At 54.2% G+C, this 16,128-nt stretch carries 10 protein-coding genes; 8 read left to right on the top strand and 2 right to left on the bottom strand.

From position 1 onward, the window contains the following. The first annotated feature begins 49 nt into the window (after positions 1-49). The 3 genes from KIH39_RS00510 to hemA all read left to right on the top strand — a co-directional run bounded on the left by KIH39_RS00510 (position 50) and on the right by hemA (position 2,843). Complete coding sequence (locus tag KIH39_RS00510) at positions 50-562, top strand: hypothetical protein (RefSeq protein WP_213497326.1); 513 nt, start codon at positions 50-52, stop codon at positions 560-562. 206 nt (positions 563-768) lie between these two features. Further along, positions 769-1,575, top strand: a complete 807-nt coding sequence (gene ccsA / locus KIH39_RS00505) for a cytochrome c biogenesis protein CcsA (protein WP_213497325.1) — start codon at positions 769-771, stop codon at positions 1,573-1,575. Beyond that, the gene (gene hemA, locus KIH39_RS00500) at positions 1,572-2,843 is read left to right on the top strand and encodes a glutamyl-tRNA reductase (protein ID WP_213497324.1); all 1,272 of its coding nucleotides are present in this window, start codon (positions 1,572-1,574) and stop codon (positions 2,841-2,843) included. The genes ccsA and hemA overlap by 4 nt, the downstream gene beginning before the upstream one ends. Here hemA and KIH39_RS00495 read toward each other — a convergent pair whose 3' ends face one another. After that, positions 2,844-4,286, bottom strand: coding sequence for a HEAT repeat domain-containing protein (locus KIH39_RS00495; RefSeq protein ID WP_213497323.1), 1,443 nt, complete (start codon positions 4,284-4,286; stop codon positions 2,844-2,846). Between the two features lie 373 nt (positions 4,287-4,659). Between KIH39_RS00495 and pabB the strand changes: the two genes are divergently transcribed. The 5 genes from pabB to KIH39_RS00470 all read left to right on the top strand — a co-directional run bounded on the left by pabB (position 4,660) and on the right by KIH39_RS00470 (position 15,538). Then, positions 4,660-6,036 carry an aminodeoxychorismate synthase component I gene (gene pabB / locus KIH39_RS00490; protein WP_213497322.1) on the top strand — a complete coding sequence of 459 codons (1,377 nt, stop codon included), beginning with the start codon at positions 4,660-4,662 and terminating at the stop codon, positions 6,034-6,036. Between the two features lie 18 nt (positions 6,037-6,054). After that, positions 6,055-6,873 carry a DUF3472 domain-containing protein gene (locus tag KIH39_RS00485; protein WP_213497321.1) on the top strand — a complete coding sequence of 273 codons (819 nt, stop codon included), beginning with the start codon at positions 6,055-6,057 and terminating at the stop codon, positions 6,871-6,873. Between the two features lie 61 nt (positions 6,874-6,934). Beyond that, positions 6,935-7,675 (top strand): AAA family ATPase, encoded by a 741-nt coding sequence (locus tag KIH39_RS00480; protein WP_246539736.1) that lies wholly within the window; start codon positions 6,935-6,937, stop codon positions 7,673-7,675. 60 nt (positions 7,676-7,735) lie between these two features. Then, positions 7,736-9,433, top strand: a complete 1,698-nt coding sequence (locus KIH39_RS00475) for a M20/M25/M40 family metallo-hydrolase (RefSeq protein ID WP_213497319.1) — start codon at positions 7,736-7,738, stop codon at positions 9,431-9,433. Between the two features lie 573 nt (positions 9,434-10,006). Continuing rightward, positions 10,007-15,538 (top strand): FG-GAP-like repeat-containing protein, encoded by a 5,532-nt coding sequence (locus KIH39_RS00470; RefSeq protein WP_213497318.1) that lies wholly within the window; start codon positions 10,007-10,009, stop codon positions 15,536-15,538. Between the two features lie 87 nt (positions 15,539-15,625). On the opposite strand, the gene KIH39_RS00465 is transcribed toward KIH39_RS00470, so the two are convergent. Next, on the bottom strand, positions 15,626-16,066 hold the full coding sequence (locus KIH39_RS00465; RefSeq protein WP_213497317.1) for a universal stress protein: 441 nt from the start codon (positions 16,064-16,066) through the stop codon (positions 15,626-15,628). Positions 16,067-16,128 lie beyond the last annotated feature (62 nt).

Genomic DNA, 16,128 nt, shown 5'->3' with positions numbered 1-16,128 from the left:
TAATCCTTTTATCTCAGAAGGAAGTTTTGAAACGATACGGGGTAGGCCCATGCGTAATTGGATTCTGACAGTCATCACGGTTCTGGCCGTGGCGAACTTTGTTCGTAGCGAAGAGCCCAGCTATAAGTTGCAGGTGAAGGTTGACGAGTGCGTCTGCGAAAAAATCGGCAGCAAAATTCAATCGACGCTGATTCTCAACGCAGAACAATTAGTCCGAGCAGAATCGGAAGTGAAATACAAATTTGATGAAGAGATTGATGAAATCACCAAGGAAATCCGGGAGAAAGGATTCATTTGCTCCCTACAACTCGGTCAATCGCCCAATGGAAAAGTCGTGGTGAGCTACAAACCGAAGATTATCTCCCACACTCCCTCAAATGTATTCGGTGGCGGCAAGCCTATTACTTCGGAGATGGGTGGGGAGTTCACTACCATCGTATCGTTTGATCAGTTGACCAAGCTCTACATCGAAGGCAACGAGATGATCACCAAGCAGGGAGCCAATTCTCCCATGCGTTGGTGGCGAGTCGCCGTGAAAGTTTCGAAGAGTGATGAAAAGTAAGGCTATTATCAATTTCTGAAAAACCAAAAACCCGGAGAATTCCTGTCTCCGATTTATCGACTCTCCAGTCTGAAAGGAAGATACTCTTCCGGGCTGGGAGTATTCCGTGCCAGCCGCTTTCCAGCTTCCCCATCAAATCGTTGTTATTCCAACGGTCCAGTTCCTAAAATGCTTATACGCCCTCCCGCAGTACAGGATAATTTCCGATGGATGGCATAGACCATCTTTGCTTTAACTTCAGCTATCTCGCCGTTTTCCTCCTCGAACTGGCCCAGTTGATTTGGCCTAAAAAAGGGCTGCGAATCGCCACGCTGGTCTTCGCATTCGCGGGGCTACTGGCCCATACTCTATTCCTGGCATTCAAGCAGCCCACTCCGGCCATGCCTTACGGCTCGCTGCTTTTACTCGGTTGGGTGTTTGCAATTTTTTATCTCTACGGTTCACTCCATAAGGGAAGCCGGGCCTGGGCGGTTTTCTTCCTACCGATGGTGCTGATATTAGTCTGGGTGGCCTGGTTTGTTTTCCGCGATGAAAACAAAGGGGGAACCTGGTTTTCGGGCCATCATTTTTGGGGAATGTTCCACGGCGGGCTACTGTTGGCCGCCTCGGTGTGCATCATGTTCGGTTTCGTTACCAGTTCGATGTATCTGATTCAGGCACGCCGCCTCCGGGAAAAGCGTAATCCGCTGACCGGGATGAAGCTGCTGAGCCTGGAAACGCTCGAACGGATCAATCGCCGTTCGATCAATATTGCGTTCCCTCTGCTGACCATCGGCCTTTTGCTCGGTATTATCCGCGCCGAAAAAGCCGAGGCGCCCGAAACTCCGTGGACGGCCTTCAAAATTTTAGGCAGTTTTGGACTTTGGGTCGTGGCCACTCTCCTGATGATCGCCCGCTATCGAGCTTCCTTACCCGCCCGGAAATTGGCGTGGTTGACCATTGCAGTATTCGTGCTGGTCATTGTGACACTCTTCGCCAGTCACCCCTTCGTTGCCTCCGGGGGTGTCCAATGAATTTTCGGGTGGTCGGCTGCAGCTACCGGAACGCCCCGGTGGAGCTACGAGAAAAACTGGCGTTTCGCGAAGAATCCCTGCCGGATACGCTGGCCGATCTGTCGGCGCAACTGGGTTCAGAGACGGTGATTCTCAGCACGTGCAACCGCGTGGAAGTTTATGTCGCTCAGCCCGTGGAACCGGAGGCAGCCGACGCGGCAAAAATCATCCAGTTACTCAGTGAATACCACAAACTCCCGGCCGAGGAAATTCGCAAGCATCTCTATGCACTGGAGAACAGCGAGGCCGTCCTGCACCTCTTCCGGGTGACCGCAAGTCTGGATAGTCTGGTGGTGGGCGAGGGGCAAATCGCCGCTCAGGTCCGGGCCGCCTACGAAATTGCCTCCAAGGCCGGTAGTACAGGTCCGTTTTTGAATATTCTCTTTCCCACTGCCGTGCGGGCGGCCAAGCGGGCTCGTACCGAAACCGGCATCTCGCAGGGGCACGTTTCGGTATCCTCGGTCGCCGTCGATTACGTCCGGCAGGTCTTCGATCGTTTCGATGACAAGACGATTCTGGTGATCGGTGCGGGTAAAATGGGACAGTTGACCCTCAAGCACTTGCGGGAACTGGAGCCCCGTCAGATCCTGGTGACCAATCGCAGCCCGGAAAAAGCGGCGGAAGTGGCCAAAAACTGTGGCGGAGCCGCGGTCCCCTGGGAGCAACTGGACGAGGCCCTGAGTAAAGCGGATATTGTGTTGAGCACCACGGGTGCGCCGGAAATGATTGTGACGAAAAAGCGCTTCGACACCATCAAACATCGACGCGGCGGACGATCGCTGGTCATTCTGGATATTGCCGTACCTCGCGATTTTGATCCGGCTATCCACGACGGCGAGGGAACTTTCCTCTTCAACATCGATGACCTCAAACGCATTCGCGAACAAACCCTGCAACAGCGCCAGAAGCACATTCAGCCAGCGGAGCAGATCGTCGAACTCGAAAGAAAGAAATTTCTGGAAGACTGGTCGAGGCGGAAGAATGGCCCTTTGATCGCCAAATTGACCAGCGACTTCGAGAGCAAGCGGCAGGCCGTGTTAGCGCATTTGTTCACCAAATTGAACGGGCAACTGAGCGATGCCGACAAGGCCTATATTGAAGGGGCATTCCGACTGTTCCAGAATCAATTGCTTCATGGGCCGATTGATGCGTTGAAGGAAGCTTCCCGCGAAGGGACCAACTCGGCTATGACGGAAATGGTTCGAAAGATGTTCCGGCTCAGCGAGTGACTATTCCAGCCAAGGCGTATCCAGAGAGGACATCTGAACGTTCACCACGGGACGTTTGACCGTGGCCGTGGTTCCGTTGCGAGCCGCTGGGGTCTGGTGGTAGCTGGAATCGATTTCTTCCGGATTGCCATTGGGCCATTTGCCCTGCGTCCAGAGGGTCACTCGGCGGGCAATCTCGGCGGCGGCACGCGTGTTGGCCGCGGGAACTTCCCCGTTTGCCGGCAATCCCATGTCGATCTGCATGGTGGCCTGCAGGACTTGAGCGACACCCAGAGCAATTTCCCGATTCGGCTGCCGAGCCACTTCCCGCAAAGTTTCCAGTGCAGATTCGTCGAAGCCGTTACTCAAAAGTTCGCTGGCGGCCAGGAGACGAATTTGCGAGGGTTGGTGATGCTCGATCATTTTGCGTAAGACTTCGGGACTGAAAGCCGCCTGGTCGCGAAGGACGAAAGCAATTTCGACGCGTAAGGTCGAATGCAGGCGGCTATCGACGAGTTGCGAGTAAAGTCGGCTCAGCAATTCCGCAGTGCGATTCCGCTGCAACATCGTTCGGTAGTAAACGATCAGACTCAGTAGTGCCCGACGACTGGTCTGCCCTGGTTCGCAGGCCCAGACGGAGATATCATCCAAAGCTTGCGAAGGCAGAATCTGGGTCCCCAGAGGCAACGGACCATCCTCGATAAACCGGCGATCATGCAGGGCGGTGTGAATCCAACGCCGGGTTTCCGGCCAGCGACTCACAGCATTGTAAAGTAGCGCTTCGAAGGTCGCGTAACGAACTTCCGGAGCAGAATCGGTACAGAAATCGGCAATCTTTTGAATCTGATAGGGATCGCGAACATTGGCCAACGCTCGAAGGGCGGCGGCCCGCACGGCCGGCTCCTGAGCATAAAAGGCACAATGAAATACTCGTTCGGCCTGACCCGGAAGCCAGGATTCCCGAGCTTGCAGCGCAGTGAGAACGATCAGTCGAACCTGAGGTTTAGGATGGCTCAGAGCTCCCAGGGCCGGTTCCGCATCCTGAACCAGAAGCCCCTGCAGGATTCGGACCTCGGGAAGTTGGGAGCAGGCGTTCAAGTCTTCGGGCCAGTGCGAGCGTGAGGCTAGACGGTTCACAAACAACCGGGCCCGGCGACGAACACTCGTTAAAGCCTGCGCCGCGGGAAGCAACAGAAGAATGATGGGCAGGGAGACAAATCCCGCATTCGCCGCCCAGAAGTCCAGGTCTTTGGGAATTTTGGAGATCCAGAGGGCTCCCAGGCAAATCGCAAAATGAAGCACCCCCAGCCATCCCGTGGCCGCGTTCCAGACGCCGCGATCGCGGATTAAGCCAATCACGAACATCACGCTAAAGACGGCCGAACCGATCAATTTGGGTTTGGAACCTTCAGTAGTGCGAAACGCGATCAGACAGAGGAGCGCAGGCGGGACGAGGAGAAGCATTATGCAAATAGCGCGCACTATCGCGGATTGGTTCGTTTCAGTCGCCGTTACCCGATTCTGCGGGGATAGCATTTCACATTCCTGACATGGGATATCAAGATCCCGATGCGATGTAGTCCTGTAATACCGTGCGTTGAAAATTAGAACGGGAAAGTAGTGGGGTCAAATTGAGTCTCAAATTGATCGAAATAGCAAAATAGCCACTTTTACCGAAATAGCCGCAATCCTCTTCCTGCCAAAGCGGAGATGCCACCTTAATGCCAAGGCTGTCATAGAGTTTCCTTAAGAAAACACTTCCGAAGTAACCCGGACGTTCGGAAAACTAATCGAATGGGGAGACTCGAACACGCTGCGAATTTCATAAAATCGCTGCATGTCGAATGCGACCACTATTGCCGAATTGTTATCGCCCGCGCCCGATCCCTGGCAGGTATTTCAGAGCCTCACTTCGCGGGGCCTCTCTCGCTTACTCTTTCTCGATTCATCGCAAAGACACCCGATGCGCGGCCGGTATTCCTATATCGCCGGGGAACCGCACGTCTGGCTGGAAAATTCCTGGAGCGATCAGAATCTGGGCGATCCTTTCCTTCGGGTCGCCGCCCAATTGGCCAATCGCCGAGCGAAGAGTTTACCCGGCTTGCCTCCCTTCCAGGGGGGAGCGGGGGGCGTTTTCGGTTACGAACTTTCCCATTGCGTGGAAGAGTTGCCATCCGCCGGGCCCAATTGGCACTCCTTGCCCGATTTTGCCGTGGGAATCTATCTCTGGGTGATCGCTTGGGATCACCTTCAAGATAAAGCTTGGATCGTGGTCCAACCGGGCGGCCCCTCCCTCAATACTATTCGCAACTGGATGACCACTCCTATCGGATCCCCTGGAAATCGTCCTTCCGTAGTCGACCTGCACCCAAAACTTCCAGCGCTCTATCCTTTGCGGGGACAAGTATCTTCGAATTTCGATCTTCGCAGTTTCACCCACGCCGTGCGCCAAGCGATCGATTACGTTCATCAGGGAGATTGCTTCCAGGTCAACATTGCTCAAACCCTGTTCCATCCGGCCACCTGCTCGAATCTGGAACTTTACGAACGCTTGCGCACGCGGAATCCCGCGCCCTTCTCGGCGTACTTCGATCTGGGAAAAGGAGCCCTCTTGAGCGCTTCCCCAGAACGATTTCTGAAAGTTTCGGAAGGAGAAGTCGAGACGCGACCCATCAAGGGGACCCGGCCGCGTGGAAGTACGGAAGAGGAAGATGCCGCCCGGGCTCAGGAACTCGCCAATAGTGCGAAGGATCGGGCCGAGAATGTAATGATCGTCGATCTGTTACGGAACGACATCGGCCGGAGTTGCCAATACGGAAGTGTGCAGGTACCCAAGGTGTGCGAGATCGAATCGTTCGAAACGGTGCACCACATGGTGTCTGAAGTGCGTGGCCGGTTGCGACCGGATCAAACCCCCTTGCATCTTCTAAGAAACTGCTTTCCCGGGGGATCGGTGACGGGAGCCCCCAAAGTGCGGGCGATGGAGATCATCACCGAACTGGAAAAAATACCTCGCGGCTTTTACTGCGGTTCTCTCGGTTTCGTCGGTTTCGATGGTACGATGGATACGAATATTCTGATTCGTACTATTACCTCGACCCAAGGATGGTGGTCCTTCCCGGTGGGGGGTGGAATAGTAGCCGATTCGGAACCGGAAAAAGAATACGAAGAGACATTGCACAAAGCGGCGGGAATTCTGAACGCCCTTAAGTAGAAGGTGGGGAATAGCGATATGCGGATACTCTTTTTCTTAGGAATGCTGTTAGGGTTGGAAGCGAATCTTTCCGCGGACGAACATTCGAAAGGAAATGCCTGCCGCAGTGTGCATCTGGGCTACAGCGCGCCGGAGGCGACCATGTTCTATAACGAAGTCACCGTAAAAACTTCGCAGGAAGGTACCTACTTTTGCGTCTGCGGCTTCAATCAGGGCTACTTCGGAATTCAGGAATTAAGCCGTAACAAGAAAGTGGTAATTTTCTCGATCTGGGATCCAGGAAATCAAAACGATCCTTCGAAGGTGAAAGAAGAAGATCGCGTCAAATTACTGGAAAAAGGGGAAGGCGTTCGCATCGGCCGTTTCGGGAATGAAGGCACGGGTGGACAGTCTTTCCTCGATTTCGATTGGAAGGTCGGCGAAACGTACCGCTTCCTGGTCAAAGCCAAACTCGTTGAAACTCGCACGGTCTACGATGCCTACTTTTACCTGAACGAGAAGAAGGAATGGAAGCACCTGGTCAGTTTCAGCACACTCGCCAAGGGCAAAATTCTGGGGGGTTATTACTCGTTCATCGAGGACTTCCGCCGCAATAAAATCTCGGCCACGCAAGCCCGGGAAGCCTATTTCGGCAACGGCTACATCCTCACAAAAGACGGAGCCTGGCAGGCCCTCACCAAAGCACAGTTTACCGGGGATGACAACCCCTCGCTGAACATCAATTCCAAAGTCGAAAAAGATCGTTTTTATCTGGCCACGGGTGGGGAGATCGAAAATAAGGACACGAAACTCAATGCGAAAATGACTCGACCGCCCACCGGGATAACACTTCCGTGAGAACTTTATGGCCCGCAAACGGAATCCGTTCGAGAATATACCGGGACCTTACATCAGGAATATGTACCTGGTGCGTGAACGTGTTCCGGACTGGAAGGAACACCCTTTCCATCTGCCGGCCGTTCGCCATCTGGGGACTTTTGAATTTCACCCCAAAGTGACTTTCTTGATTGGCGAAAACGGTTCGGGAAAGTCCACACTCCTCGAAGCTTTGGCCGTGTCCCTTGGTATGAATGCGGAGGGCGGAAATCGGAATCTTCGCTTCTCCACTCGGGATTCTCATTCCAAACTGACCGACAGCTTAAGAGTAGGTAAAGTGGCCGGGAAAGCCGCGCCGGATTCTTACTTCCTGCGAGCCGAATCTTTCTATAACGTGGCCACTGATTTGGAGATCCAAGATCAACATCACGGAGGACAGTTACTGCAGCGATTCGGCGGCAAATCGTTGCACGAGCAATCGCACGGCGAATCGTTCATGGCCCTGTTCGCCAACCGCTTTACCGGCCAGGGACTTTATCTGCTGGATGAGCCAGAGGCCGCTTTGTCCGCCCAAAAACAGATGACCTTCCTGTCGATTATGCACAATTACGTTAGGCTCGGTTCCCAATTCGTGATAGCCACCCACTCGCCGATTCTGCTGGCTTATCCGGAGGCACAAATCTTCCTTCTGGATTCGGAAGGCATCCACCTCAGGAAGTACGAGGAAACCGATAACTACCAGATTACCCGGAATTTTTTGAACCGAACTCCGCAAATTTTGAAAATCTTAATGGATAATGAGGAGGGCCAAAGTAGTTGTTGATTTCGCTACATCACTTCCTCATAATCTCCTCATCCTCTCATCCAACTTCTGGGACGCATTATGAACTCATTGAGAAGACTATTTGGTGCAGCGCTGATCGCCGCACTGGGAGTGCTGACCATTCCCGAGTCCGATGCGCAAGATGCCGCTAAGACCGCTCCGGTCTCGGATCCTGCCGCTCTGGCTATCGACCAGCAAATCATTTCGGAAATCCGAGAGCACTCGGATATCATGAAGAACCTTCAGTACATCAGCGATGAAATTGGCCATCGCCTGACGGGTTCCCCTTCGCTGAAGAAGGCGAACGATTGGACCGCCGCCAAGATGAAAGAGTACGGTCTGACCGACGTGCATCTGGAAGCGTGGGAAATCCCCGCCGGCTGGGAACGGGGCACCGCCACTTTGACTCTGATCGACCCGACACCCGGCCGACAACTGACCGTGGCCGCGATGGGCTGGACCCCCGGTACCAAAGGCAAAATCAGCGGCGATGTCGTTATCATCGATGCCAAGACCAAGGACGACTTGAACAAATTCAAAGGCAAGCTGAAGAATGCCATCATTCTGACCCGGCCGCCGACAGAAGTTCGGCCGATTACCGATCTGAACTATGCCAAAGCTGGCGTTCCCGGCAAAAAGGATGGACCTCCTTCCAAGGAAGCTACCCCTAAAACGGAATCGGCCAAGCTGGACCCGCCGAAGAAAGATGACGCCAAAAAGGACGGTCCGATTCCTTCCCGACCCGGTAATTTCGGCGAGCAAATGGCTCTGCGAAGAGAATTGGGCGAATTCCTTCGTACGGAAGGCGCCGCTGTCATGCTGACCGACTCCGGCAAACCGCACGGCCTGCTGAACATGACCGGATCCTGGCGGGGGGGCGACCGAGCCAGTGCCAATGAACCACTGCCGACGCTGTTTATCACACACGATCACTATGCCCTGCTCTATCGACTGGCCTCCCGTAAAGACGCGGTGACTAAAGCGGAAGTAGAAATCACCAATAAGACCATTCCAGGCCCGCTGCCAGTCTACAACACGGTCGGTGAGATCAAAGGTTCCGAGAAGCCGGAGGAAATTGTTGTCGTCGGCGCTCACCTCGACTCGTGGGATCTGGCCAGCGGCACTACCGATAACGGCACCGGTTCCTCGGTCGTATTGGAAGCGGCTCGTGCGATTATCAAATCGGGCGTCAAACCCAAGCGAACCATCCGATTCGTGCTGTTTACGGGCGAAGAAGAAGGTTTGTACGGCTCCAAAGCGTATGTGGAAAAACACAAAGATGAAATGGCGAAAACCTCCTGCGCACTGGTGCACGACACCGGAACCGGGAAGGTATACGGCTTCGGCGTCCAGGGCCGAACCTCCGTGCTGAAAATTCTGGATCCGATGTCGGAATCCCTCAAGTCACTTCCGGGCTTCAAAGAACACACTCTACGAAGCATGGGCGGCACCGATCACCTGTCGTTCGAAGCCGTCGGCGTTCCCGGCTTTGCTTGCGAGCAGGATTCGGCCGAGTATCGTTTCACCCACCACTCGCAGTCAGACACCTTCGACAAGGCTATGGAACCGGATCTCATCGAAGGCGCTCAGGTCATGGCCGTGACGGCTGTACGCGTGGCCAATCTGCCCGACCTGCTCCCGCGCGATAAGCCCGAGGGCAAAGGCGGCGGACGACGACGGGAAAACAAAGAGCAGCCCCCCGCCGAGAAGAAAAGTCCAGCCATCGAAAAGAAGGACGCTCCCCCGGTTCAGAATTAAGCGGTTTGCGATTAGCTCTCGTAAGGGCTAACACTCGAATGGCCTGCTGCCCTAGAGGATTCTGTCGAGGAATCGCTAAGGCAGCAGGTCATTTTCGTCACTTCGTTGCCCCGGAAACAGGAATTGAAATTTCGTAGGTTCCTTAGGACCTACTACGCGATTAATTTGCTGAGGAAAGTAAACGATTTCAGATATGAAGTCGAATTCCACTACAAATTTGGCTGTTGAAAGGCGAATGCTCAAGCAGTTGGAGCTCAGATAATGAAAAGATCATCAGGATTTGTACTTCGATCAAATTCCCTTTAATCGCTAGGATCCTTACAGGCCACTGAGATTGTCTAACTTTCATAACTTTAAGCAGATCTAACTTGACCTAAACCGAAAAGAATTAGAAAATTTTTTATCAATCTTTCGGTCAGAAGCGGATTTTCGCATTCGGGTATCTAAAACTCGTAAGAGTCTTCCCGAGACAGCGAACTGCTCCCCCTGCCTAAACGGGGGGACAAGGGTGGAATTTATATATTCGAACTCCCACCCGAGACGGATTCCTTCGAGCACACAGTGAGACACACCATGATTCGACGACGGTTATCCAAGTGGATCAAATCGCACCTTCCTTTGAATTTTGATGGGCTGCGAGAGCGGAAAATTCATCGATCCGCCTTGAGTGTGATGCAACTCGAAGATCGTCGAGTGCTGGTTTCGGGGCTCACCCCAGCTCAATTACTCCACGCTTACGGAATCGATTACACCCACTACGGCAACATTATTGGGAACGGCGCCGGTCAGACGATTGCGATTGTCGATGCCTTTGATAATCCTGCACTTCTGAGTTCGACGGATCCGAATTATGCCGGCAGCGACCTGGCCGAATTCGATGCGTATTTCGGGCTCCCCGATCCACCCAGTTTTACCAAGATCGCTCAAGATGGTTCAACGAACTATCCCGCTTCAGACTTAGGATGGGCCGGTGAGGAAGCTCTGGATGTCGAGTGGGCTCATGCGCTGGCTCCGATGGCCAACATTATCCTGATAGAAGCGACCGATAGCTCGGGCAATAACTTGTACGCGGCCGTGAATTACGCGAAAACCATACCGGGCGTTTCCGTCGTATCCATGAGCTTCGGAGCCGATGGCGATGATGGCACGGCTTCAGACAACGAGATTTTCACCACGCCGGCCGGCCATCAGGGAATTGCCTTCGTTAAAGCCTCCGGCGACTCGGGTTCCCCGGGTGGCGAAAAATATCCGAACGTTATCGTAGTCGGCGGTACGACGCTGAATTTGAACTCCGACAATACGATGCAGTCGCAAACTGCCTGGTCGGGGAGCGGCGGAGGCTTAGCCAGCACATTCGCGCGACCGACTTACCAGAACGGCTTTAACATCTCGCAATATCGCGGAATTCCCGACGTCTCTTTCGACGCCGATCCCGCATCCGGCGTAGCGGTTTACGATAGATTCTCCAATGGCGAGCAGGACCCCTGGGAGCAGGTCGGCGGCACCAGTCTCGCCACACCCTGCTGGGCGGCCATCCTTTCAATCACCGACCAGTTCCGAGTCGCCGCCGGGAAGACCACTCTCGACGGGGCGACTCAGGTGCTTCCCGCACTCTACGACATTTCGTCGGCAGGTATCTACGGGGCTTCTTCCTACGACTATTACGATGTCACCTCGGGCAGCAACGGCAGTTACAACGCCGGTCCCGGATACGATCTGGTGACGGGTCTTGGAACTCCTTATGTCAATCTGCTGGCCAACGACCTGGCCGGGGTGAACGGCGATCTCGAGTATTTCGCCCCCAACTCCGGAACTAACAACATCTCCGTGCAGGTTTCCAACGGATACATCCAGATTTTCGACAATAACGTCCTGGTATCGGGCAAATCGATTTCCACGACGAACAATGTCATTATTCACGGTGCGGCGGGTGTCACCAACAATGTGGACGTCACATCTTCCTACGACTCGGTTCAGATACCGTTCGACTTTATCGGCGACCCGACGGGTACGAATTCTCTGACTATTGAAGGCACGACCACCGCCGATCAGATTATCATCAATCCCTCCTTGGTCGAAGTGAATTACACCAATATCACCTACTCCAACGTGACGAACCTGATCGCCAACGGCAACGGGGGGGGCGATGTCTTCGACGTCACACCTTCCACCTCAACTTTTATCACCGTTAACGGCGGGTCGCCGGGGGCTTCGCTCGATTATCACGCTCTGGGAACTATCAACTATACCAGCCCGACATCGGGTACGATCACGGCCAGCGGCTACCCGATCTTCACTTTCACCGGCATAAACTCCCTCACCACCGATAATAACCTGGTGTTCTTCGCTCCCAGCGGACAGGTGAACAACATTATCGTCCAGCTGAATGCCGGTAACATTCAGATCCTGGACAACTCGGTGGTTGAAGTCTCCCGCCCCATAACCTCTACGGCGGAAGTGATCGTTCGCGGCGCAGCTTTGTCGGAAAACGATGTCACCTGCGAGCCCGATTTCGATGCTCTCAACATTCCCTTCCAATTCCTGGGGGGCATCGGGGGAACCAACACCCTCACAATCGTGGGCGAAGTTACCTATGACAACTTCACGGTGAATTCCACCAGCGTGGTCATGGATTCGAAGAATTTCACTTATAGCAACGTGCAGTCGCTCACGGTCGAAGGTAATGGTGGTACCGACTACTTCGATGTGACCCCCTCCGCCAGTACCAGCTATACGATCATCGGCGGCTTCCCGGATGGCACCATCTACTATCACGGTGCCGGCGCAATCAATTACACCTCCTCCGATAGCGGAACCATCAGTGCGATTGGCTACGCCAACCTAACTTTCTCGCAAATTTCGAAGGTGATTCTGAGTGGCGAACTCATTTACTCCATCCCAGCTTACTCCTCGCATAACGTCACGGTTCAAGTGGCAGGCGGCATTGTCGAGATTCTCGATAACGGCGTGATCCAGGTGGCGGGCGCGGCGGTGGATACCACCAAAGTCCTTCTGTACGGTGGCGATTCCTCCAATGATGTCATTGTTTCCGATACTACATTCACGTCGACAACAATCCCGATTTATTACACAGCCGGCAACGGCAGTACAAACCTGCTTCAAATCGAAGGAGGAACGGCGGCGGACAACTTCACCATCGGTTCCACCACTACTTCGGTCAACGGTAAACTCTTCAACTACACCGGTTTGCAGACCTTGATCGCCGATGGCAACGGCGGAGGAGATACCTTCGATGTGACCCCGTCCACTACCATGACCATCGATGTGAACGGCGGCACCCCGGGTGGCACTCTGACCTACGAAGCGGTCGGCGAATTCACCTATTTGAGTCCGACAACCGGGGCCATTAATGCTACGGGTACCCAGCCAGTGAATTACACGGGCATCGTCAACAAAGTCAACTTCCCGCTCGGCTTCATTCTGGAACTCGTCGGTAATGCCCCTAGCGGTTCGACGGATACTTTCACGATTGCCAGTGGAGGCTCGGGGAATGGTTTGGTAGCCAACGTAAATGGAATTACGCCGACCAGCTATGTGAATGGGACAATTCTGGGTGTGGTCGTTACGGGTTCAACGAATAACGATAATCTCGTCATCGACAACAGCAATGGATTCGTGGCAGGGTTTATCACCTTCAATGGCGGATCTGCCACCAATCTTCTCAACATCGTAGGGGCACCCGGTACCAGCATCGCCCGTGAAACTGTGACGATGAATGGCACCAATAGTGGCACCGTGATTCTGGACCCGACGGGAGCGCTCGGCGTCGGTGCTACCTCCGGCAACAAGACGACAGGTAATGTCATCTTCAACGATGTTCCCACCTTGCTCTCGACGACTCCAGTCGGCGAACTCGATTTCATCGGCAGCACCAGTGCCGAAACCTACACTTTAAACGATGGCAGTCTGGTTTCAGGTTCCCAGATGCTCCAGTTGCAGGATGCAACTACCACATCGACGGAGACTCTGAATACCTCCAATGCCGGCACACTCACCATCAATGGATTCGGTGGAACCGATACTTTCAATCTGAACGAAAAATTGCAGCCGACCGGAATCGGTGCCGTCAAGGTTTACGGAAACGAACTGACCAACGGCACGCTCAATACCAGTACTTCCAACGATACGTTCATCGTCAACTCGACCGCACCGGGAATTACCACAACAGTTACGGGAGGAACCACTTCCAGCTTCCAGTTGAATGGTTCCGGGCTGGCCGGAAATAACTACTTCCTCGGCAACGCCGGAACGGCCTCCTTCGTCCTAAATACCGGGACGGGAATCACCGCGACGAGCGTCAATCTGAGCGGCGGAGCGTCGAGTTCCGCGGATACCTTCGTCGTGAACGGAATCACTTCTGCAACTAACAATGTGGCTCTGAAACTCGGTCTGACGCCCTTCGGGCAATCGCTGCAAGGATTGGGTACTAACGTCCAGTTCGATTCGCTGCCGAACTTTACGTTCAACGGGGGTGCCTCGGTCAACAACTTCAGTGTGATCGATAGCACGGGTAACGTCTACGGCACTGTCGGCCCCAAAACGTTGAATCTCGCCAGCGGTATGATCTATCGACCGCTTTCCTCCACTTCGGGGGACGTCCGATTCAACGTCGGAAACAGCGGCTTACCGCTCAACGGCAATCAGACGCCTTTCATCAAGTTCAACAACATTACGGGTTCGCTGAGCCTCAATGGCGATGGAACCAACTCCGCCAGCAAGGATATTCTGACCATTCTGGGTGTCAGTGCGACGGGCAGTTCCTCGGGTTCGGTATTCGGAGAGGTGACCGCGGCCAACCCCTCCGATCAGGTGATGATCTCCGATTCGCTAGTCACCATCAGCAATGCCTCATTGGGCACACTGCTCGCCGTGAATCTTAACCCCGGCACTTTCAGCACCATTATGTATCGGGCCGGAAACAAGAACCGACCCAACGGAGATACCATCAATGTGGTCCCTTCCAAGAAGGTGAACCTCCTGATCGATGGGATGGGCGGCAAGCTGGCTAACACGATCAACATCGTGGGGACTGCGAGCAAGACTTACACGAATATTACCACCCCGTCACTGGGCGGACCGCAATTGCGTGTGACTCAGTCCACCGGTGCGAGCGTGGGTCTGATCAATGTCTCCGGAATCCAAGGAGTGGGTTTGATAGCCGTCTCGGTAGCTTACGGTGGCCTGCCTCTGGTAAATGTTTACGATCCTTCGAATCTCACTACTCCGAAATTTGTCCTGCAGCCTTTCGCCACGGAATATCGCGGTGGAATTGAAGTGGCCGTTGGAGATGTAAACGGCGACGGCGTCCCCGATATCGTCTGCATGGCGGGTATCGGCGGTGATGCTCATATCGTGGTCTTCAGCGGTATCGACGGTAGCATCCTGCAATCGTACTTCGCTTACGCGAACTATGAAGGCCAGGCTTCGATCGCCGTAGGCGACGTGAACGGCGATGGCTACGCCGATATTATCACCGGGAGCGGAGTTGGCACCGCGCCGCATGTGAAAGTCTTCAGCGGTAAAGATGGCTCATTGCTGCAAAGCTTTTATGCCTTCTCTACTGGATTCCTCGGAGGCATCAACGTGGCTGCGGGCGACGTCGAGGATACGGGCATCTCCGACATCATCGTCGGGGCAGCTTCCGGCTCCAGCCCGCACGTGGAAGTGTTCCGTGGCACTGATCTCACGCTGATTCGCAGCTTCCTGGCATTCGCACCCGGTTTCCTCGGTGGGGTTGACGTCGCCTCAGTGGACCTCAACGGCGACGGCCATGCGGACTTGGTAGTCGCAGCCGCTTCGGGTAATGACCCGCATGTGGAAGTCTTCGACGGGGTGACCAATAACCTCATCGCCAGTTTCCTGGTACCGAATAATTATCCTTCCGGAACGGCTTCGGCTTCCACCCCAGGCAATCTCAATATCGGAACCGCTAGCGGTGCCAATGGCATCGGTCAGATTCTGGTTGGCCGCAGCAACAGCACCACGATTCAGCGCTTCCAATTATTGCCGACTCTGGCACCGCTTACTCCGCTCAATGCGTTCGATAGCGCTACGGGCTGGGGCGTTTACGTCGGTGGGGCTTAATCGCCCGAATTGAAGATTAAAAACAGCAGGGGCTCGATACTCCGGAAGGAAATATCGAGCCCCTGCTGTTTGGATGCTAATCAATAACTAATGTGCGGTAGCCGTTTCACGTTGAGTCCGAATGGGGGTGCTCACCCCCTTGGGCAATTTGACCACTAGCACCGAACAGGGGGAATCGCGCAGAATTCTCTCTGCAACGCTCCCCATCATTAATCGGTCCACACCCGATCGACCATGCGTCCCGATCACCAACATGTTCATATTGGCCTCGGTGGCATAGCGAACGATTTCATCCGCCGGGTCGCCTTCGAGAAGCACGTGTTGAATGGGAATCGCCGCGTTATTGGGCCGGATCTGTTCGAGTTGTTCGCGCCAGTATTCGCTATCCCGCCCTTGTTTTGGCTGATAGACATGGCAGATTACCAGTTCCGCACCGGTTCTTTCCGCAATGGCCACCGCATGGAAATAGGCCTGATTGGAATAGCTGGAAAAATCGGTGGCGTAGAGAATGCGCAGAATTTGAAACATGGGTTTCACCCGTCGAAATGGCCATCCAATCCCTGAATGGCCGATAGGGATGATACTAACCG

It is taken from the genome of Telmatocola sphagniphila (genome assembly GCF_018398935.1).
GTDB classification, from domain to species: Bacteria; Planctomycetota; Planctomycetia; order Gemmatales; family Gemmataceae; genus Telmatocola; species Telmatocola sphagniphila.
This window is presented reverse-complemented; position numbering and strand designations above follow the sequence as displayed.